The sequence below is a fragment of the Natronobacterium gregoryi SP2 genome (assembly GCF_000230715.2).
GTDB classification, from domain to species: Archaea; Halobacteriota; Halobacteria; order Halobacteriales; family Natrialbaceae; genus Natronobacterium; species Natronobacterium gregoryi.
This window is the reverse complement of the sequence record NC_019792.1, coordinates 548,912-568,317: the sequence shown is the minus strand read 5'-3', so window position 1 is coordinate 568,317 and position 19,406 is coordinate 548,912. Positions and strand designations below refer to the sequence as shown.

Sequence of the window (19,406 nt, the reverse complement as noted above, 5' to 3'; positions counted from 1 at the left end):
GACGTCAGTCCGACGCAAGCAACTCCATCTCGGGTGGTTCGCCCCGTTCGAGGCGCGACCGGTTCGATGTCGCGTCTTTCTCGACCCGCACGAGCGAGTCGGCCGCACCGACGAGTTCCTCGTCGTGGCTGACGACGACGATCTGTTCGACGCCGAGTTCCCGCATCGACTCGACGAGAGAGACGAGTTGCGTGACGTGGCCCGAATCGAGGAAGACGGTCGGTTCGTCCAGAATGAGGGGCGGCATCGGTGCCGTCCCCTCGACGCCTTCCGCGAGCAGGCGGTAGATCGCACACCGCAGGCTAAGGTTGAAAAGCGCCCGCTCGCCGCCGGAGAGCTGTTCGGGCTCTAAGCTTTCGCCGTCCTTCTGGTAAACCGTCAGCCGATAGTCGCCGTCGAGTTCGATCGCGGCATAGGAATCGTTCTGGTAGACCAGGTCGAACGTCTCGTTGAGCAGTCGTTCTAAGGTCTCGACGTTACGCTGTCGCAGTTCCGAACGCAACTCGCCGTAGGTCGTCTGGAGCGTCTCGGCCTCGTCGTACAACGACTCGAGTCTCTCACACCGCTCCTCGAGTTCCTCGAGTCGATCACGGAGTCGCTCTAGTTCCTCGAGTCTCTCCTCGACGCCGCCGATCGTCCCCTGGATCTCGTCGCGGTTACCCTCGAGTTCCTCGAGTCGCGCGTCGACTTTCTCGATGTACTGTTCGGCGTTTTTCCTGTCTTCTCGGGCCGTCTCGATGCGGTCCTCGTCGAACTCCTCCTCGAGGTCGCGCTTGCGCTCTCGTTTGTCCGAGAGCCGGTCGCGACGTTCGTCGTTGATCTCCTGCCAGTCTGTGCGGCGTTCATGGCGATTCTCGATTTCGCCGGCAAGTTCCTCGCGTTCGTCCGTGATCTCGAGGACACGCCGGAGCGTCTCGAGAGTCTCCGTGATCTCGGTCCGCTCGGAGTTGATATCCCCGAGTTCGGCTCGCTTCTCGTCGATCTCGTTCTCGAGCGCGTCGGCGTCCTCGCGTTTCTCGGCGGCCTCGTTCTCGTACTCCTCGGCGTCCGCTCGCAACTCGTCGCGCTGGTCGCGACGGTCGACGATCGTCTCGCGTTTCTCCGCGAGCAACTGTTCGACGTTGTCGCGGTTGTCCTCGAGTCGATCGGCGCGGCGTTCGGCCTCGCGGAGGGTCTCCGCGCGTTCGATCCGTTCATCGAGGTCGTCGCGTTCGGCCTCGAGTTCCTCGAGTTTCGACTCGATTTCGTCGAGTTCCTCGCGTTCGCCCTCGAGTTCGACGTGGGGCGAGTCCTCGACGGACTGGCCACACTCGGGGCACTTTCCCTCCTCGAGCAACCGTTTTCCCTCCTCGATGGCGTTCTCGAGAGCTTTGCGGTCGGCAGTGAGGTCGCCGATTTCGTCGGTTAGCTCGTCGCGTTCGGCCTCGAGTTCCTCGAGATACGAGACGGCTTCGCCGAACCCGACCGAGGCGTCTTCGAACTGCGCGCGGGCGGACTCGATGTCGTCTTCGAGTTCCTCGAGTTTCGCCTCGCGGTCCTCGATCGCTTCCTCGTCTTCCTCGAGTCTCTCGGTCAGTTCGTCGGCCCGCTCGCGGGCCGCCTCGGCCTGTTTCTCGAGGTCGTCGGCTGCTTTCTGGAGTCGTTCGCGCTCGTCGGTTTTCGTCTGGATTGCGATCTTGACCTCCTCGAGGTCGTCCCGGAGTTGTTCGTCCCGGCTCTCGAGGCCCTCTATCGCGCTCTCGACCGTCTCGGGCCGGTCGTCTTCGACGTCGACGGCGGCCTCCTCGAGCAGTTCCGCGCGTTCCTCGGCGAGTTCCTCGCGTTCGGCCTCGAGTTCGCGAATCCGCTCTTTCGCGTCCTCGCGTTTGCGCTCGGTCTCCTCGACTTTCGAGCGAATCGCTTCGACCTCCGCTTCGAGGTCGTCGATCTCCTCGCGGGTCTCCGCGTGGCGTTCGAGGACGTCTTCGGCGGTTTCCAGCGTCTCCTGTGCCTCCTCGCGTTGGGACTCGAAGTGGTCGATGTTCTCGGTGATCTCGGCCCGTCTGGACTCGAGGTCGTTGAGCCGTTCGTGAAGATTCGCCTCCTCTTTCTTTTCGACCTGCTTGCGGACGTCCTCGAGGACTTCCCGCTGGCCGTCGAGCACGGACTTGACCCCGAGTCGTGCATCGCTTGCCCGTTCGCGGTACTCCTCGAGTGCACCCAACTGGAGGAGGTCGTCGATCATGTCCTGTCGGTCGCTCGGTGAGGCGTGAATGAGTTTGTTGACCTCGCCCTGTCGGACGTACGCACAGTTGACGAACGCCTCGGCGTCCATCCGCAGCAGTTCCGTCACCTCCCGGCGGACATCGCGTGCGCCCTCTATCGACTCGGTCGGCGTCTCGAGGACGCACTTCGTCGTGGTCGCACGGTCGCCCCGGAGCTTGAGTTGGCGTTCGACGTGGTACTTGCGGTCGTCGTGGGTGAACCACAGTTCGACTTCGGCCTCTTTCTCTCCGGTAGTGATCACGTCGTCGAGGGTGCGGCTGTCCAGCGCCTTCGAACCGTAGAGGGCGAAGAAGACGGCCTCGAGCAGCGTCGACTTCCCGCTGCCGTTGACGCCGTGAACGACGGTGACGCCGCGTTCGAGGGTAAGATCGGCGTCGCCGTAGCACTTGAAGTTCAGCAGACGAACGCGGTCGACTCTCATTCGAAATCACCCAGCGAAGCTGGTTCTGCGGGTTCGTCCGCCGGCTTCTCGCTTGCTGCTTTGCTCTCTGCACTGTCGTTCTCTTCGTTCGCTGGGTCCGAGTCCGAGTCCGGGTTCGAGTCCGAATCCGGGTTCGAGTCCGAATCCGGCAGCTGGTCCGCGAGGGTCGTCACGTCCTCGCCGTCCGGTTCCTGCTCGGGCGCGGGCTCGAACGCCGCTTCGTCGTCCTCGAGCAACTCGCGGACGCGTCGTTCGACTGACTCGCGAACGTTGGCGTCGGCGAGTTTCCCGTCGCGGACGGTGTCGTCGATTTCGAGGGCGGCGTCGCTGAGTCCGAGGTCGCGGACCCGTTCGCGGACGGCTTCGTCCGGGTCGGCGAAACTGACCGAGACGCCCTCGTCCTCGTCGGGCAGTTCGCGCCGGTCGTTGACCCGGGCGATCAGCGCACCGCGATCGAGCGCGAGTTCTTCGATCGCGGCGGGCGTGATCGGTTTCCCCTCGCCCTCGATCGTGACGATGACGACGGCATCTTCTACGTCGTGTTGTCGAACACGTTCCTGAACGTGGTCGATCCCCTCGTCGTCCTCGAGGGAGACGTCGACGAAGACGAACTCGCGGGTGTCGGTCAGACCACGGCGGCTGATCGTCACCTCTTCGTCGAACTCGACGAGGTTGTAGCCCCGATCCTCGCGTTCGCTCGCGCTTGCCCGCTCGGTCGAGCCACAGTAGGTGATCCAGGTGTCGTTCATTTCGGCCGTGCCTGGCTCGTGGTTGTCACCGAGCAGGACGGCGTCGAACTCGACGGTCGCCTCGTCGAGGAGTCGTTCGGTATCCCAGTCGGCGTGGGAGAATGGGTCGAACAGCCCGTGGCTCACGATCGCGGCGTGATTTGCCTCCTCAGGCGGGGAGGGAAAGTCGTACTCGAGGGCGTCGCGTCGCGATCGAGGGACGAAATCCAGGCCGTAGAAGGCGACGCCGTCGACGATCTCGGGGTCGGCCCCCAGTCGGGTCGCGAGTCCCAGGTCGGCAAAGAGGTCGAGCCACTGGGCGTCGCGTTTCCCCTCGTGGTTGCCGACGACCGCGAGGAACGGAACGTCGGCCTCTCGAAGGTCCCGAAGGACGTCGATCGTTCCCTGCAGGTCGACCAGCGTCGGCCGGCGATCGTGAAAGAGGTCGCCGGCGTGGACCACGGCGTCGACGTCGTCTTCTATCGCGTCCTCGATCACGTCGCGAAACGCCGCGAGGAAGTCCCGCCGTCGCTCGGGCGCGTTGTACTGCTGGTACCCGATGTGGGTGTCGCCCGTGTGTATCACCCGCGTCATCTATCGGTCGTTCGGCGGCAGTCCCTAAAGGAGTTCCGCGACCGGAGTGAAAGTACAGCCAACCGAACGCTCGAGAGAATCAGCAGTCGATATCGAGCGTGTAGAGGCGTTTGCGGGCGTCCGAAAAGGAGAATCGGGAGTCGACGACGTTCTCCTCGTCGAGTCGGTTCAGTGCGTACCGGACGGTACGCGAGGGCAACAGTGTCTCTTCGGCGATCTGTTGCTGGGTCATCGTCTCGTTGTACTCGAGGACTTTCGCGACCAGTTTGGCGCTCGGCGGGAGATCACGGACGTCCTCCCACGTACCGCGGTCGTCCGCGTCGTCGGTTCCGTGGCGGACAGGCTCTGATGCACTCATCACGTCACTGTATCGAATACAGAGTAATAATATTTACTCTTCTTTCTTATTCTTGCTAGTTATCCTCCGGGCAGCGAGTGATCGCCGGGCCAACTGTTTTGTCGACGCGGCTGCCTCCTCCAGAGCTGTTTTCCTGGAGAGAAGCCGTAATCGTCGTGCCCGTGAGGGTCGTCCTCGTGGGCAGTGGCGGCGTAACACATTTTCCACCCCGATCACCCGATCCGGTCAACGGCCTCGGCCACGCATCTGATCGATGAGTTGTTCGCTCCAGCGTGACTCTCGTTCTGGCCGATCGCTCCAGACCCACTTGCAGTAGCGTAAGTGCTCGAGGCAGTTCTCGTGGGATAGCTGCTGTCTGCAGCCGGGACAGGTTGGCATGAACGGACGGACGCTAGCCAGGGGAGAGTAACTTCCGGTGGCGGCCACCGATCGTCGTCCGGAAAGAAAGACCGTCGTACCGTAGTGACCGTCACCGCGCCCGAACGTCGGGAAAGCGCTTTTCGGTCCCGGCATGGCGACTAGCGTATGCAGTTCGGCGCAGCCGCGATCGGGCTCGGTGGCCTCGGACAACTGTCGCTCGAGGTGCTCGCAACTCTCGAAGACGTCGAGATGATTGCAGGAGCCGACGTCTCCGCCGAGGCACGAGCAGTCTTCGAGCGGACGTTCGATGCGCCCGCGTACGCGGAGTACGAGACGTTGCTCGCGGACCACAGTGGGGAGATCGACCTCGCGTTGATCGTGACGCCACACACCCTCCACCACGAGCAGGCACTGGCGTGTCTCGAGTCGGGCGTCCACGTCTACCTCGAGAAGCCGATGGTGACCGACGTCGACGACGCAGTCGAGTTGCTCGAGGTAGCCGACCGAAACGACTGCGAACTCCAGGTCGGCTATCAGCGACACTTCCATCCGGGGTTTCTCGAGATCAAGCGGCTGGTCGAAACCGGCCGAATCGGTGACCTCCACACGGCGGACGCCTACCTCGGGCAGAACTGGATCGACCTCCACGAGGGTTCCTGGCGCGTCGAACCGTCGCTTTCCGGTGGCGGGCAACTGTACGATACCGGTTCGCACCTGCTCGATGCCGTGCTGTGGCTCACCGGTGCGAAGCCGATCAGTGTCTCGGCCCACGTGAGCTACGCGTCCCCGAAAGTCGACGTCAACAGCGCACTCTCCTTGCGTCTCGAGCGCGACGCCGACGACCGATCCGTCTTGGCGAGCGTCACGGTCAGTGGCGACGGCGTCAACCGCTCACCGTCGGAGGGGTACGCGATCTGGGGCAGCGACGGACGGATCGCGTTCGACGGCGAGGTGATTCGACTCGAGGAACGCAACGGGATGGTCTACGAGAGCCAGATCGACGCGCCGACGGATTTCTCGACGCTGACGACGGCGAAGTTGACGAACTTCCTCGAGTCGATCACTGGAGAGGCCGAGCCGGCAGTTCCCGGTGACGTGGGACTTCAGGTGACGGCGTTGACCGAGGCCACCTACCTGGCGGACGAAGAGGGACGGGAGGTCGACGTACAGTCGCTTATCGACGACGCACTCGAGTGAGCGTTGGCAGTGACCCTGGCGTTGTGGCACTCGCCACCGTTGGATCTGAATGCCGTTCACGGTTCCCGTTCGAGAAGCAGTCGCCACAGTCTTTGAGCGCCAAGAGATTTCGATCAGGCTCGCCTGCCAGACGGCGTCGACGACTCGACTCATACGGACTGCTGTACCGATATCTCGGCGCGTCCGCGTCGGGTCGGGGTTGCTGCTCGGTGAGATCGCGCCGGACGGGACGAACTGTTGGGGGCGACTTCGCCGGCGTTCGTGGGTGAGACGACGAGAGCCTTTACAGTCGCCCAGGGCCTATCGGTATCGAAATGGACCCGTCTCCATCCGGTACCGAGTCAGCGCCGGACGACCGCGTTTACCGGCAACGCGCAGTCGCCGATTTCGGAGATCGCGCACTCGAGGATCGGGGTTTCGACGATGTCTGTCGCGACGCGACGCGGACAGTCGCAGAGACGCTGGGCGTGGAATCGTGTTCGTGTACCGTCCTCGAACGTTCGTCTGACGGAAGCCGACTCCACCTTCGAGCGGGAATCGGCCGAGAGACAGACGAGGTGGAAGCGGCAACGGTTTCAGCTGGTCGGGATTCGCAGGCCGGATACACGGTAGCGGAAAACGAGCCGGTGCTCGTCGACGATTTCCAGGCGGAAGATCGGTTCGAGAGGCAGGGAGTAGGTTACGAACACGCTCCTGAAAGTGGGATCAGCGTCCCGATCGGGCCACCGTCAGAGCCCTGGGGGGTTCTGAGCGCCAGCGCGACGGTCGTCGGTGCGTTCACGGAGGCAGACCTGGCCTTTCTCAGGAACGTGGCAGTCGTCCTCGCGTCGGCGATCGAGCGCGATCGAGCGGAGCGACGGCGGGACGTCGAACAGACGCTCAAGGAGGGAATCGTCGAAGCGAGCCCGATCGGAATCACGATCGTCGGGGTCGACGGCGAGATGCGGTTCGCGAACGAACGCGCCGAGGAAATATTTGGCCGGAGCAAAGAGCGGGTCGACGAACTCAGGTTCGACGACCCGGAGTGGGACGAAATTGGCGTCGACGGCGAGCCACTCGAGCGCGAGGAACTCCCGTTCCCGCGGATCGTCGACGCCGAGGAGCCACTGTATGGCCAGGTCAGTGGCGTGTTGCGACCGAGCGGGGAGCGGGTCTGGGTCTCGGTCAACGGTGCGCCGGTCTACGACGCCAACGACGAGTTAGACGGTGTCGTCTTCGCGATCGAGAACGTCACCGACCGGTTCCGCCGGGAGCGCAAACTCGAGCGATACGAGACGGCGGTTGAGACGGCCCACGACGGAATGTACGTGCTCGACGAGGATCGCCGATTCGAGCTGGTCAACGACTCGTTTGCCGCGTTGACGGCGTTCTCCCGCGAGGAGCTTCGGGGGAGAGACGCGACCAGCGTGTTCGGGGAGAACGTAGACGCTGTCGACACGATCGACGCCGAGTGGCGGACGGCTGTCGACGACAGCAGGAGTCCGACGTTCGAAGAGACGATCACTGTCGGTGCAAGCAAGACCTGCACTGTCGAGAACCGGTTTACCCTTCTAGTTGGCGAAGACGGCAGCGAGAAACGTGTCGGGGTCGTCCGCGACGTCACCGAGCGCAACCGACTCGAGGAACAACTGCGTGCCGAACGCGACCTGAAAGACGAAATTCTCCAGACGAGCCCTGTCGGCATCACGCTGCTCGACGCCGATGGACGGAACGTGTTCGCCAACGACCGTGCCGAAGAGCTGTTCGACCGCCCGCTCGAGGAACTACGAAGCTACGTCCACGACGACGAGCGCTGGAATCTCGTCGACGAGGACGGCGATCCGTTGTCGGGTGACGAGCTACCGTTCAGTACCGTTAGGGGGACCGGCGCTCCGGTTTACGACGAGGTACTCGGGATCGACCAGCCCGACGGGACTCGAGTGTGGCTCTCCGCCCACTGTGCGCCGCTTTTCGACGTCGACGGCGAGTTCGACGGCGCAGTGTACGCGCTGCGGGACGTCACCGAACGCAAGCGCCTCGAGAGCGAACTCGAGCGGACACTCGAGCGCGTCAGCGACGCGTTCCACGCGATCGATACGGACTGGCGCTACACGTACGTAAACGAGCGTGCGAAGGAACTACTCGGTGCTGTGGATCGGGAACTGGTCGGGAAGAACGTCTGGGAGGTGTTTCCGACCGCCGTCGGCTCCCGGTTCGAACGCGAGTACCGGGAGGCGATGGAGTCCCAGGAGACGGTTCGATTCGTGGCGTACTCGGAGGTCGCAGACGCCTGGCTCGAGGTCAACGCCTACCCGTCCGAGACCGGCCTATCGGTGTACTTCCGTGACGTTACCGAGCGCAGGGAACGTGAGCAACTGCTGCGAGAGACCAAAACACGACTCGAGGCGGCAACCGAGGCTGGAGCGGTCGGCACCTGGGAGTGGGACGTGCCTGCCGACGAGTTCGTCACCGGTTCCGCGTTTGCGAAGGCGTTCGGGGTCGATCCGGCAGCAGCACGGGACGGCGTCTCGATCGAGCGGTTGCTCGCGTCAGTCCACGAAGCCGATCGCGAGCGCGTAAGAGCCGAGATCGAAGACGCTCTCGACTGTTGTAGCGAGTACGAGGCCGAGTACCGCATTCGGGACGACGACGAAATCAGGTGGGTGATCGCCCGCGGTCACGTCGAGTGCGACGAAGGGGGGAACCCACAGACGTTCTCCGGCGCGTTGACCGACATCACCGAGCGTAAGCAGGCCGAACTCGAGGCCGAGCAACAGCGAACGCAACTCGAGACGCTGTTCGACGTGTTGCCGGTCGGCGTCGTCGTCGCGGACGGCGACGGCTCCCTGCTGCGGGCAAACGACACGGCCAGAGAGATCTGGGGGAGAGACGTCTTCGATGCCGAAACCGTTGTGGAGTACGAGAATGCCGACGCAGTCTGGGCTGACTCGGGTGCGCCCGTCGAGCCCGAAGCGTGGACGATGGTGCAGGTTCTCGAGGGAGAGGCCGTCGTCGATCCCAACGTCTACGAGATCGAGACGGCCGACGGCAGTCAGCGGATCATCACGGAACACGGGACGCCGATCAGAGACGAGTGCGGGAACGTAACCCGTGCCGTCGTCGTCCTGACCGACATCACCGAACGCAGAGAATACCAGCGCAGACTCGAGGAGTCCAACGAACGCCTCGAGCAGTTCGCCTATGCTGCGTCACACGACCTGCAAGAGCCCCTTCGGATGGTCTCGAGTTACCTCCAGTTGCTCGAGACCAGGTACGCTGACCAGTTAGACGACGACGCGATGGAGTTCATCGAGTACGCTGTCGACGGTGCCGACCGGATGCGGGAGATGATCGACGGTCTGCTTGCGTACTCGCGGGTCGACACCGCTGGCGAACCGCTCGAACCGGTCGGGCTGGACGACGTACTCGCAGATGTCCGCAGGGACCTCGAGGTTCCCATCGAAGAGCACGACGCCGAGATCCTCGCGGAGTCACTGCCGCGCGTCGAGGGCGACGGTAACCAGCTCCGGCAACTCTTCCAGAACCTGCTGTCGAACGCGATCGAATACAGCGGCGACGAGCCGCCGCGGGTCGAAATCTCAGCCGTTCGGGACGACGGCGAGTGGGTGATCTCGGTCGAAGACGACGGGATCGGCATCGAGCCCGACGACGCCGATCGGATCTTCGAGCTGTTCGAACGACTCCACGCGGTCGGACAGTCCGGCAGTGGTATCGGCCTTGCGCTCTGTGAGCGGATCGTCGAGCGGCACGGCGGCGAGATCTGGCTCGAGTCAGAACCGGGTGGGGGGTCGACGTTTTTCGTTACCTTGCCGGCAGCGACCGAGTAGGTCAGTCGGTTCGGGGGATCGATCGCGCGCCGAGTGCGAACGCGACGACTGCCAGTGCGACCAGGATTCCCAGGTTGGCAATCGTCGGATCGACTCCCGCGACGGCGGGTGTCGTCGCGTCGGGGTACGTCGCTGCTCGGACGCCGCGAGCGAAGTAGGTAAGCGGCGAGAGATTGACGAGCGGTTCGAACCAGCCGGGCAGTTGTTCGAGCGTGACGAACGTCTCGGAGAGGAACAAAAGCGGGAGTGCGATCGCGTTGCTGGCTGCGACGGCACCGTCCCGCGAGTCGGTGTAGCTGCCGAGCATCGCGCCGATGCCACAGAAACAGATCACGCCAACGAGGACGTATGCTACGAGCAGGGTGGAGAAGACGAGCTCGGCTCCGGTCAGTGCGAGCACGAGGACGAGAATCAACAGTCCCGCGAGACCGATGATAACGGCGTTGACGATCGTCTGAGCGAGCAGCCACTCGCACCTCGACAGCGGCGTCGTCGCGAGTTTTTCGAATCGGTTGCCTTCACGATGGCGTGCGACCTCGCTTCCCATCCGAGACAGGGGCGTAAAGAGGACGACGACGGCCAGATAGCCGGGGACGTAGTATCCAGCAGGTTCGGCGAACAGCCCGTCGCCTGCCGGATCGGTGCGAACCAGTGCACCGAAGATAACGATCAGGATGACGGGGAAAAAGAACGTGAAAAAGACCGCCGTTCGCCGACGGGCGAACGATCGCCAGCCAGTATCGGCCTCTGCACGAATGCGTCCAATCCTGCTCACGCCGTCTCACCCACGTTCAGGGTCGTGGTCGCCGTTCGATCCTCGGTGTTTGCCGTCCGATCTCGTTCCGCGTCGTCTGCAAGCTCGAGGTAGACGTCCTCGAGGTCGGGCTCGGCCCAGGTCAGTCCCGTGTACTCGAGGTCGCGGGCCTCGAGATAGTCGACGACGGTGGAGATCTCCGCGGGCATGACGCCACGGACGACGACTGTGTCCATCCGTGTCGATCGATGACTGGGCGCTGCCTGCTCGACTGGATACTCGAGGTCGCCGAAGGCGTCGGCCCCGGCTGTCGTTTCGACCGTGAGTCGACTCGAGCCGCCGTGTTCGGCGACGAGTTCGTCGGGCGACCCGTGGGCGACGATCTGGCCCTCTGCGAGCAGGCCGACGCGGTCGGCGAGGTGTTCGGCTTCGGCCATGTCGTGGGTGGTGAGGACGACGGTCGTCCCTCCGGCAGCGAGCTCTTCGACGAGAGTCCAGATGGTTCGTCGACCGGCGGGGTCGATGCCGGTCGTCGGTTCGTCGAGAAAGAGTACGTCGGGGTCGTTGACGAGGATCGAGCCGACACAGGCACGACGCTGTTGTCCGCCCGAGAGGTTCTCGTACCACGTGTCGTCAGCGTCGGCGAGTCCGACGGCGGCGAGGACGTCGTCCGGATCGCGGGCGTCGTCGTACAGGCCGGCGTAGTAATCGATCAGTTCGCGGGCGGTGAGCCTGTCCGGAGGCGAGAAGTCCTGTGGGAGCACGCCCAGCCGATCACGGTCGACTGCGTTCGGCTTCGTACCAAGGACGCGTGCCGATCCCGCATCGGGCTCGGTCGTCCCCGTCAACGCACGGACGAGCGTCGTCTTTCCTGCCCCGTTCGGACCGATCAGTCCGAACACTTCCCCTCGTTCGACGGTCATTGATGCCCCCGCCAATGCGACGGTCTCCCCGTACCTCCGCTCGAGGTCTATCGCCTCGACAACGGCTTCCATACGGGCCGGTATCGGCCGCCGGTGGGTAAGCGGTTCGGTTTGGAACGTTCGTACCGGCTCCTGCCCTCGCAGGTTCGACCGTGATACAAGCTCGAGTAGGTTCTCACGAGAACAGAAACGATATCGCGACGGGGCTTCGAGGGCGTCTACCCGTTCGATCGCGTCGGTGTGACATCCCGTACCGACCGTTGGCCCCTGAATTGCAAGAAAGAGTCTATTCTGCGCTCGCTTTTCGTCTCGAGATCGCTTTCTCGCTTCTAATCTGCCTAGACCTGCAGACAGTATTGAACCTGTACCACACAACTATTTTGTCACTCGAGCGTGTACGGATTTGTATGACTGATCTCGACGAAGAACGACACCGCATTCGCGAACGGAAGAAACAGGAGCTCCAAGACCGACTCGAGAACGGCGGCGAACTCGCCACGTCCGAGGTCGCCGACGCGTCCGATACTCCCGCCGAGCCGATCGGTATCACGGGTCAGGGTCACTTAGAGAACGTCGTCGACGATCACGATGTCGTCCTCGTCGACTGTTACGCCGACTGGTGTGGGCCCTGCCAGATGCTCGAGCCAACGATCGAGGCGCTGGCCGCCGAAACGGACGCTGCAGTCGCAAAAGTCGACGTCGACGCCCATCAGCGACTGGCCCAGCAACTCGGGGCACAGGGCGTGCCGACGCTGGTTCTCTACGCAGACGGTGAACCGGTCGAGCGGATGGTCGGCGCACAGACGAAGGGGCAACTCGAGCAGTTGCTCGAGCAATACACCTGAGACGGACTGCTGTCCCGATCTACCGGCGCGACCGCGAGTCCTCCTGCGGTCGCGCCGGAACTGACTGACAGCAACCTGTCTGAGACGGTCTCGTCCGATCGTCTCGGGGCGACTGCGACTGTCTTCGGTCGCATCGACGCCGACGGCCACCAGATCGGCTGTAACGAAGACAGAGCGACGAGAAGAGCGGAAACGTGGCTGGTTGTCACCGTCTCTCGCCGTCGTCGGCCTCGGCAAGCGCCACCATCAACGCGCGTTCGACGTTCGCCAGGCGCTGTGAGACTGCCGACTCGGAGATGTCGAGTTCCGTCCCGAGGTCGGCAAGCCGAGCCTGGCGTGGCGTATCGTAGTACCCAGCTTCGACAGCCACCCTGGCCGCCTCGAGTTGCTTTCGCGTCACCGGTCCGACGTCGATCGACAACTGTCGAGGAGCCGTCCCGACTTCGCCGGCTCCGACCGCTGCGTCGATCGACACGGCGTCCTCGCCGATCGCCGTCGCCAGACACTCGAGGATATCGTGTCCGACGCCCGGCTCCGTCCACGACAGCGTCAGTTTGAACTGCCGGTCGACACCGGTCGCGCTCATCCCGGCTCACCTCGGTCGAACGCCGTCCCGCCGTCGAGATACCGCCGTTTGGCAGTCAGTACTGCCACCTCGAGAACCTCGACCGCCCACTCGTAGAACGGAGCGTCGGCGGTCTCTGTGACGCGGTCGGCAAACGCAGACAGCCAGTCGAAGTGACGGGCGTGGAAGTCGGCGTACTCGTCGTCGCGTTCGGCCTCGAGGGCGAGCGACGCGTACTCGAGCAACACTGCGAGGTGGTCGGCCGGATAGGCGTCGGGCCGGTCGGCGTCGATCGCTTCGAACCGCCGTTTGGCGTCGGCTTCTGCCGGCCCGGACAGTAGTTCGCGCTCCCTGCCGTCCCACCATGGCTCGTACACCGACTCGACTGGCGGAGCCGACGGCCCGTCGAACCCCTCGAACGTCTGCAAGTACGCTCTCCGGAGGTCGGCGTGGCTCTCCTCGGCCGACGGTGCCGGCGACGGGGTCGAGTCCGAGTCGAGTCGCTCGAGGCGGTCACGAACCGCCGTCTCGAACTCGCCGCTTCTCACGGCGCGGTGGAACGGTTCGTCGGGGTGGACGAAGCACTTCGCAAGCAGCGCGTACAGTTCCGAGAGCGTCCGCCGGTCGTCGATCTCGCCGTTTCTATCCGCAGCGGACGGGGGCGTCGTCGCGGACGTCATCCCACGACCACCACCGGATGTTCCTGTGCCCCGTACAGCATCACGATCCGGAACGCCAGGCTGCCGATCACGAGTAACCCGAAAGAGCCGACCAGCGCCGGCACGGCAGCACGCTCGAGAAGCGGCAACCGTCGGTCGACCAGTGTCGCGCCGCCGACGCCAAGTCCCGCAAGCAGGCCGACTGCGAGCCCGAGGACGACGAGCCAGGAACCGATGGCGAGACTCCCCTCGGAGAGTGCAACGTAGGTTACGGCCGCGGCTGGTGCGTCGCTGGTCGCAATCTCGGTCCAGCCGTACCAGACGAACGCAAGCCCCAACGCGGAGAGCAGGCCGGTCGCGACGGCGTACCCCCCGATGACGGTGTCGACGTCGCGTGCGAACAGCGCCGTCACCGCGACTGCGAGTCCCACGCCCGACGCGAGCCCAGTCAGCAGGAACGCCGCCGGTACCACGACGGGCATGTTCCACAGCGGCACCGTCTCGACGACCGCGAGTTCGAACCCGGTGTACACCGTCGCCAGTGCGAGCACGCTTCCGACGGCGTACAACGCGACGAGGCCGTTCTTCGGCGGCCGCACGCGATCGACGAGTCGGTCGACGGTCTCGAGCAGCCCCAGTTTGGCGACGATCGCACGCGGGAACAGACTCGCTCCCTCGAGAGCAGACGCCTCGTCGCCGAACAGTGCAAACACTAGCGCGACCACGGACACGACGACCAGCGAAACGAGAATCCACGTCCCGATGGTCATCCACGACTCGAAGTTCTGCATGTAGATTGGGAACAGCAGTCCGCGGAGGAGTATCGCCTGGTGTGAGAGCACCGCCAGCCCGGACCCCGCACCGCCGGCGACCGCAACCCAGAATCCCCACCTCGAGAGTTCTCCCTCGAGGCCGCCCGCGTCGGTCCGCGAGTCGAGCAGCGAGGCAGTCACGCCAGTGAGGAACCCGCCTCCGGCGACGACTGCCAGGAACAGGTAGACTGGCAGCGAGAGCTCGCTCCAGTAGTCAGACGGAAGCCAGTAGGGTTCGGCGAACCCCTGGGCGAGGACGACCGCTATCGTAGTGTCAGGGAACATCGGGAATCACCCTTCGTACGTGACGGTCCCACTAGCTGTCTCACCCTCACGGATCGACTCCGCGATGTCGGCGTCTTCTTCCATCGGTTCGACGATGACTCGACCCTCGTAGGCTCCTGCCTCGAAGCGCTCGGCCGCGCGGTCCGACGCTTCGGCCATGACTTCGCTCTTGGGCCCGGCCTTGATCGCGTCACCGACGCAGTCGGCGACACAGGCTGGTTCCGAGCCACCTTCTTCGGGCGTCTTGCGTTCGGGTTGACCGTGGCCGCCGCCCGGGCCCTCGCCGAGACAGAGGTTACACTTCGACATCAGCCCCGTGTCGTCGTACGTCGGCGCGCCGTAAGGACAGGCCCACGCACAGTAGTGACAGCCGATACACCGATCGCGGTTGACCGTCACGATGCCGTCCTCCTCTCGTTTCTCGATCGCGTTCGCTGGACAAACCGACTCGCAAGGAGAGTCGTGACAGTGCATACACGACATCGACACCGGCACCTGCTCGAAGTCGGGATACTCCCCCTTCGAGACGTGGGTAACCGTCCGCCAGTCGTCGGCGTCGGCCTCCAGGTCGTGTCGTTGCTTGCAGGCGACCGAACAGGCGTGACAGCCGATACATCGGTTCGGATCGAAGTAGAACAGCCACTGTTCGCCCATGCTCAGTCACCTCCGTTCTTCCGTACCTCGGCGGCCAAGTGCCTGTCAACCTGGGACGAAACTGGATCGTGTTGCATGTCGTGAACTGTCATGGTGTTCATCCCCTCTTCGTGACTGTTTCCGGTCCCGAAGCCGAACTCCGCGGTGACGAAGCCGGGACGCGTTCGTTCGCTGACGTACGCCATCGCCTCGTCGTCAGCCTCGCCCGCACGCGCTTCGACGGTGACCATGTCGCCGGTCTCGATGCCGCGTTCTTCGGCGTCACGTGGGTTGATAACGAGGTAATTCCCCCGGTACTCGGTGTTCTCGAGGTCGTGTTTTCGAGCGTACTGTTCCTGAAGGTGCTCGAGTGGCTGGTCGGCCCCGAACGAGAAGAACACGCTGCGGGTGTCGTAGAAGTGCAGCGGGTACTCGTCGTCGGGTTCTTCGCCCCAGGTCCCCGGCGGAATCCACTCGGGGGCAGTATCGATTCCGAGCTCCTCGGCGGATTGGGCGTAGCCGCCTTCCTCGTCCAGGTCGAACTGGAACTTCCCGGTCGCCGTGGGGAAACCGCCGTCTTCCCACTGCTCGTACTCGAACTCGTCTAGCAGGACGAAGTTCTGGTCGGCAATTTCGTCGAACGTGTAGTCGACGTTCGCCAGCAGGTCGTCGCTGTACTCGGCCTCGTCCTCCCAGGGGAAGTACTCGCCCCAGCCCAACTCTTCGGCCAGCCCCCTGTAGATCTCGTAGCCCGACTTGCACTCACCCATCGGCTCGTGAACCGCACGCGAAGCGGTCAGCCACGTTCGATCCTCGTACGCACTCCAGCTTGGCGCGTAGTCGATCAGCGTATCCTTCTCGAGCTGAATCGCCTCCGGGAAGACGATGTCGGCGTTTCTGGTGAGTTCGTTCCAGTAGGCGTCGATCGTGATCACGAGGTCCATCTGTTCGATGGCCTCGAGCCACGCCTGCGTCGAGCCGTCGGTGAGCGGGTTGTCGTAGTGGTTGACCATCCCCATGATGTGGCCGTTGTCGACCATCTCTGGGACCACGGTGTGGCCGATTCCGGTCGTGTGCCGGAACGGGTACTCGTCGTATTCGTCGTATTTGCGAAGTGCCGGCGTCTCCTCGGCCGCGTTGGTCGGCAGGTCGATACCACGCTCCTCGAACGGATTCGGCTGCAGCGGCGGTCCTTGCCACATCCGGAATCCGCCGGGACGATCGATGTTGCCGACGAGTCCGTGTAGCGCAAAGATGTTCTGAGAGGCCTTCTGGGATTCGGCGTACTGGCCGACGCCAGTCCAGGCCGCGATCCCCGCTGCCGGTGCCGCCTCTGCGAATCCAATCGCGATCTCGCGGATGAGGCCCGCGTCGATCCCGGTCACGTCTTCGGCCCACTCTGGCGTCTTGTCGTCGACGGCTTCTCGATAGGCGTCGAAGCCGTGGGTCTGTTCCTCGACGAACGCCTCGTCGTACAGTTCTTCTTCGACGATTACGTGCCCCATCGCGAGCGCGAGAGCGCCGTCAGTTCGCGGCTCGATCGGGAGCCAGTGATCGGCTTTCTGGGCCGTCGGCGTGTGCTGGGGATCGACTACGACCAGCGTCGCCCCATCGTCGAGCGCCTCGAGGACTCCCTTTGGTTCCCACTGACCGGCGAACGACTCGAAGACGTTCCGACCCCACGCGATGATATAGTCGGAGTGCTGGTAGTCGACGAACCGCATATTCGTCCCCAGTCCCATCAGGTTCCCGCTCAGGTGTGGGCCGCCGAAGCAGACGTGTCGGCCACGACCGATGCGCTCCGGCGTGCCATAGAGGTTTCCCCAGAAGTAACTGTGGACATTCGTCGTCGACCAACTCGTCGCGTCGAGGAACGTCTCAGCGCCGTGTTCCTCGTCGAACTCCTCGAGCCGTCGGGCCGCGTATTCGAAGGCCTCGTCCCAGTCGGCTTCCCGAAGGTCGCCGTCCTCGCGGATGTACGGCTGCGTGATCCGATCTGGGTCGTACAGCTTCTCGAGTTCGCTCTGTCCTTTGGGACAGAGCGTTCCGTCCGTTCCGGGGCCAGCACTACCACGTGGGTGCTCGTCGACGCCGGTGATGTCGACTGCCGTCCCGTCGCGAACGGTCAACTGCTGGCCACAGGCGTGATGGCACATCCAGCAGTTGCCGTAGGCGGTCTCTTCTGCGATGTCCGACTCGGCTGCCGGGTCGTCGCCGCCGGAGAGACAACCGCCGAGGCTCGTCGCGACGGCGGCAGCTCCCGCCGTCTGTAGCACACTCCGGCGGGTGAGGTCGAACCCACCGGAACGCTCGCGTTCGCTCACGAGTCGGTCACCTCCACTCGCTGCTCGAAACTGGGGGCGTCAGTTCCGGCCGATTCCGGTTCGTGACAGGGCGATCGTACCGTCCTGTCCGACAGTTCGTGCCGGTCCTGTGAGTGCCGTCGCATACTGTTTCCTCCGTCTAGGTCGAGTGGCGACAGCGCAGTAGGACCGACTCTGAACCAAATTGGGTTTTATAAGCGATCCGGTCGAATTGGGCAGACACCAGTCGTCGTCGCGATCGATTCTACCGACGAACGGCCGGAAATTCGGACTCGAGTGGCCGTCACCGTCGGCTGACGGAGACGAGAGAAATCGGGTCGAGCCGTTGCCGTCGTCCGGTTCGTCGCCAGCGCGAGCGACTCGTCACCACCACGAACGTCACCGTGCTTTCCTCGAGCGAGTCGACTTCGGAGATTCGACTGGGTCGAACGAGTCGTACGGATGATGGGAGTGCGTTATCAGCACGATCGCCGGACGGCGGTTGCGCCGGTAAATCGGTACAGTAATCCGTCTCAGTCGTCGCCGTCCTCCGAAACCTGTCGCATAATGTTACTTTCGGCGCGGCGAAGACGCTGAGAGAGTGCCGACGGGGAGATCTCGAGTTTCGCAGCGACGTCTTCGAGTGGGACCTGTGTAGCGGGATCGTAGTAGCCAGCCTCGACGGCGTGGTGGACGGCCTCGCGTTGTTTCGGCGTCAGTGGCGAGACGTCGATCGTACAGACGTCGTCGTGTTCGCCACGCTCGGTCGAGACGAGACTCTTGACGATGACCCGATCACAGACCGCTCGAACGTCCTCGACCAGCGAGGAGACAGTGTCGGTGTCGGCTGCGTACGTCTCGACGACGAACCAGCCGTCGCCGACGCCGAGATACCGCGGGATACAACCGTGATCGGAGAAGACGGCCCCCGGACAGTGCGCACAAATTTCGCTCGAGGCGTACCTCGTTTCGATCCGTTCGACGCCGTCGTCGTCCGTTCGAACCGAGACGTCACAATGACAGTGCCCGTCCTCGAGTCGGACGTCTACGTCGACGACGTCACCCTCGAGTCCGTCTATAAAACACGACCCGCCACGGATGATTTTGAGGACGACCCGGAGCGACTGTTCCTCCAACCGATCGATTGCTCCATGGCTCTCGGTCTCCGTCCCCTCGGCGAAAGCCCGTGGGCTCATGAGTGATGCTAATGGCCCCGGAGGTAATCACTTGTTGCTTCTTCCCACCGGATAGAAACACGGCCGAATACGTTCGAGTCCGTCGGGTTGCAGTCGGTTACTACCCCCCTCATATCAGACGGTTTACTGTACGTCAGTTCCGGTGCAACCGCGACCCGAAGCGGTTCCACCGGTACATCAGTACAGCAATCCGCATCAGTCGGCACCCGTGGGCGTCGTCCTCGAGGTGGCACGTTGACTACGCCAGTAGCCCTGGAGGTACGCGCCGACGAACATCCCGGCCAGTGCCCACAGGATCGTGACGTTGCCGACGCCGAGGCTGGCGTAGGCTGCACCGGGACAGATCCCCGACAACCCCCAGCCGACGCCGAAGATCGCACCGCCGATCAGGACGTTACGGTCGAACGACTTCAGTCGTCGGCCGTAGGTGTCGCCAGTCAGCGGTGCACGGTCGAACAGCCGCGGAACCAGCGCAAACGCGATACCGGTGACGACCGCGGCTCCACCCATGACGAACAGCAGTCCGAAATCCTCGAACTGCAGGAAGTTCAGAACGACTTCGGGTCGGGCCATGTGGCTGAACCCGAGGCCGAAGCCGAAGATCAGACCGCCGACGAAGATCAGCGGCACGAACAGGGGATGACGTTGCTGGCTCATGCTGCTCACGGGTCGTCACCTCCT

15 protein-coding genes are annotated in these 19,406 nt (G+C 63.7%); 3 read left to right on the top strand and 12 right to left on the bottom strand.

Translation table 11 applies throughout. The annotated features are described in order from the left end of the window. Positions 1-4 precede the first annotated feature (4 nt). The 3 genes from rad50 to NATGR_RS02715 all read right to left on the bottom strand — a co-directional run bounded on the left by rad50 (position 5) and on the right by NATGR_RS02715 (position 4,366). On the bottom strand, positions 5-2,686 hold the full coding sequence (rad50, locus tag NATGR_RS02725; protein ID WP_005576213.1) for a DNA double-strand break repair ATPase Rad50: 2,682 nt from the start codon (positions 2,684-2,686) through the stop codon (positions 5-7). After that, complete coding sequence (mre11, locus tag NATGR_RS02720) at positions 2,683-4,008, bottom strand: DNA double-strand break repair protein Mre11 (protein ID WP_005576216.1); 1,326 nt, start codon at positions 4,006-4,008, stop codon at positions 2,683-2,685. Before mre11 ends, rad50 begins: the two co-directional genes overlap by 4 nt. 79 nt (positions 4,009-4,087) lie before the next feature. Beyond that, a complete protein-coding gene (locus NATGR_RS02715) occupies positions 4,088-4,366 on the bottom strand; it encodes a MarR family transcriptional regulator (RefSeq protein WP_005576219.1) in 279 nt (92 codons plus the stop codon). Between the two features lie 525 nt (positions 4,367-4,891). Between NATGR_RS02715 and NATGR_RS02710 the strand changes: the two genes are divergently transcribed. Both NATGR_RS02710 and NATGR_RS02705 read left to right on the top strand, forming a co-directional pair. Beyond that, the gene (locus NATGR_RS02710; protein WP_005576222.1) at positions 4,892-5,923 is read left to right on the top strand and encodes a Gfo/Idh/MocA family protein; all 1,032 of its coding nucleotides are present in this window, start codon (positions 4,892-4,894) and stop codon (positions 5,921-5,923) included. 314 nt (positions 5,924-6,237) lie between these two features. Next, complete coding sequence (locus NATGR_RS02705) at positions 6,238-9,750, top strand: PAS domain S-box protein (protein ID WP_005576223.1); 3,513 nt, start codon at positions 6,238-6,240, stop codon at positions 9,748-9,750. Position 9,751: 1 nt separating this feature from the next. Here NATGR_RS02705 and NATGR_RS02700 read toward each other — a convergent pair whose 3' ends face one another. Continuing rightward, positions 9,752-10,525, bottom strand: coding sequence for an ABC transporter permease (locus NATGR_RS02700; RefSeq protein ID WP_005576226.1), 774 nt, complete (start codon positions 10,523-10,525; stop codon positions 9,752-9,754). Next, positions 10,522-11,499, bottom strand: coding sequence for an ABC transporter ATP-binding protein (locus tag NATGR_RS02695; RefSeq protein WP_005576228.1), 978 nt, complete (start codon positions 11,497-11,499; stop codon positions 10,522-10,524). Before NATGR_RS02695 ends, NATGR_RS02700 begins: the two co-directional genes overlap by 4 nt. A 335-nt stretch (positions 11,500-11,834) precedes the next feature. Here NATGR_RS02695 and trxA point away from each other — a divergent pair, with 335 nt between their 5' ends. Further along, positions 11,835-12,272 carry a thioredoxin gene (gene trxA, locus NATGR_RS02690; RefSeq protein ID WP_005576230.1) on the top strand — a complete coding sequence of 146 codons (438 nt, stop codon included), beginning with the start codon at positions 11,835-11,837 and terminating at the stop codon, positions 12,270-12,272. 205 nt (positions 12,273-12,477) lie between these two features. Here the strand turns inward: trxA and NATGR_RS02685 are convergent, their stop codons facing one another. The 7 genes from NATGR_RS02685 to NATGR_RS02650 all read right to left on the bottom strand — a co-directional run bounded on the left by NATGR_RS02685 (position 12,478) and on the right by NATGR_RS02650 (position 19,382). Continuing rightward, positions 12,478-12,858 carry a helix-turn-helix domain-containing protein gene (locus NATGR_RS02685; RefSeq protein WP_005576233.1) on the bottom strand — a complete coding sequence of 127 codons (381 nt, stop codon included), beginning with the start codon at positions 12,856-12,858 and terminating at the stop codon, positions 12,478-12,480. Next, positions 12,855-13,517 (bottom strand): TorD/DmsD family molecular chaperone, encoded by a 663-nt coding sequence (locus tag NATGR_RS02680; RefSeq protein WP_005576237.1) that lies wholly within the window; start codon positions 13,515-13,517, stop codon positions 12,855-12,857. The genes NATGR_RS02685 and NATGR_RS02680 overlap by 4 nt, the downstream gene beginning before the upstream one ends. Further along, positions 13,514-14,593, bottom strand: a complete 1,080-nt coding sequence (locus NATGR_RS02675; RefSeq protein WP_005576239.1) for a hypothetical protein — start codon at positions 14,591-14,593, stop codon at positions 13,514-13,516. The genes NATGR_RS02680 and NATGR_RS02675 overlap by 4 nt, the downstream gene beginning before the upstream one ends. Before the next feature lie 6 nt (positions 14,594-14,599). Continuing rightward, positions 14,600-15,247: a 4Fe-4S dicluster domain-containing protein gene (locus tag NATGR_RS02670; RefSeq protein WP_005576241.1), complete on the bottom strand. Its 648-nt coding sequence runs from the start codon at positions 15,245-15,247 to the stop codon at positions 14,600-14,602. Between the two features lie 2 nt (positions 15,248-15,249). Further along, positions 15,250-17,550 (bottom strand): molybdopterin-containing oxidoreductase family protein, encoded by a 2,301-nt coding sequence (locus tag NATGR_RS02665; RefSeq protein WP_005576243.1) that lies wholly within the window; start codon positions 17,548-17,550, stop codon positions 15,250-15,252. A gap of 512 nt (positions 17,551-18,062) precedes the next feature. Next, entirely contained in the window at positions 18,063-18,725 is a 663-nt protein-coding gene (locus tag NATGR_RS02655) for a helix-turn-helix domain-containing protein (protein WP_005576247.1), read from the bottom strand. A gap of 195 nt (positions 18,726-18,920) precedes the next feature. Next, a complete protein-coding gene (locus NATGR_RS02650; RefSeq protein WP_005576249.1) occupies positions 18,921-19,382 on the bottom strand; it encodes a YeeE/YedE family protein in 462 nt (153 codons plus the stop codon). Positions 19,383-19,406 lie beyond the last annotated feature (24 nt).

Excerpts from the sequence above, each read along its gene's own strand:
- NATGR_RS02655 (WP_005576247.1), bottom strand. The coding sequence starts at position 18,725 with ATGAGCCCACGGGCTTTCGCCGAGGGGACGGAGACCGAGAGCCATGGA.
- trxA (WP_005576230.1), top strand. The coding sequence starts at position 11,835 with ATGACTGATCTCGACGAAGAACGACACCGCATTCGCGAACGGAAGAAA.
- NATGR_RS02705 (WP_005576223.1), top strand. The coding sequence starts at position 6,238 with ATGGACCCGTCTCCATCCGGTACCGAGTCAGCGCCGGACGACCGCGTT.
- NATGR_RS02695 (WP_005576228.1), bottom strand. The coding sequence starts at position 11,499 with ATGGAAGCCGTTGTCGAGGCGATAGACCTCGAGCGGAGGTACGGGGAG.
- NATGR_RS02680 (WP_005576237.1), bottom strand. The coding sequence starts at position 13,517 with ATGACGTCCGCGACGACGCCCCCGTCCGCTGCGGATAGAAACGGCGAG.
- NATGR_RS02675 (WP_005576239.1), bottom strand. The coding sequence starts at position 14,593 with ATGTTCCCTGACACTACGATAGCGGTCGTCCTCGCCCAGGGGTTCGCC.
- rad50 (WP_005576213.1), bottom strand. The coding sequence starts at position 2,686 with ATGAGAGTCGACCGCGTTCGTCTGCTGAACTTCAAGTGCTACGGCGAC.
- NATGR_RS02715 (WP_005576219.1), bottom strand. The coding sequence starts at position 4,366 with ATGAGTGCATCAGAGCCTGTCCGCCACGGAACCGACGACGCGGACGAC.
- NATGR_RS02650 (WP_005576249.1), bottom strand. The coding sequence starts at position 19,382 with ATGAGCCAGCAACGTCATCCCCTGTTCGTGCCGCTGATCTTCGTCGGC.
- mre11 (WP_005576216.1), bottom strand. The coding sequence starts at position 4,008 with ATGACGCGGGTGATACACACGGGCGACACCCACATCGGGTACCAGCAG.
- NATGR_RS02670 (WP_005576241.1), bottom strand. The coding sequence starts at position 15,247 with ATGGGCGAACAGTGGCTGTTCTACTTCGATCCGAACCGATGTATCGGC.
- NATGR_RS02685 (WP_005576233.1), bottom strand. The coding sequence starts at position 12,858 with ATGAGCGCGACCGGTGTCGACCGGCAGTTCAAACTGACGCTGTCGTGG.
- NATGR_RS02710 (WP_005576222.1), top strand. The coding sequence starts at position 4,892 with ATGCAGTTCGGCGCAGCCGCGATCGGGCTCGGTGGCCTCGGACAACTG.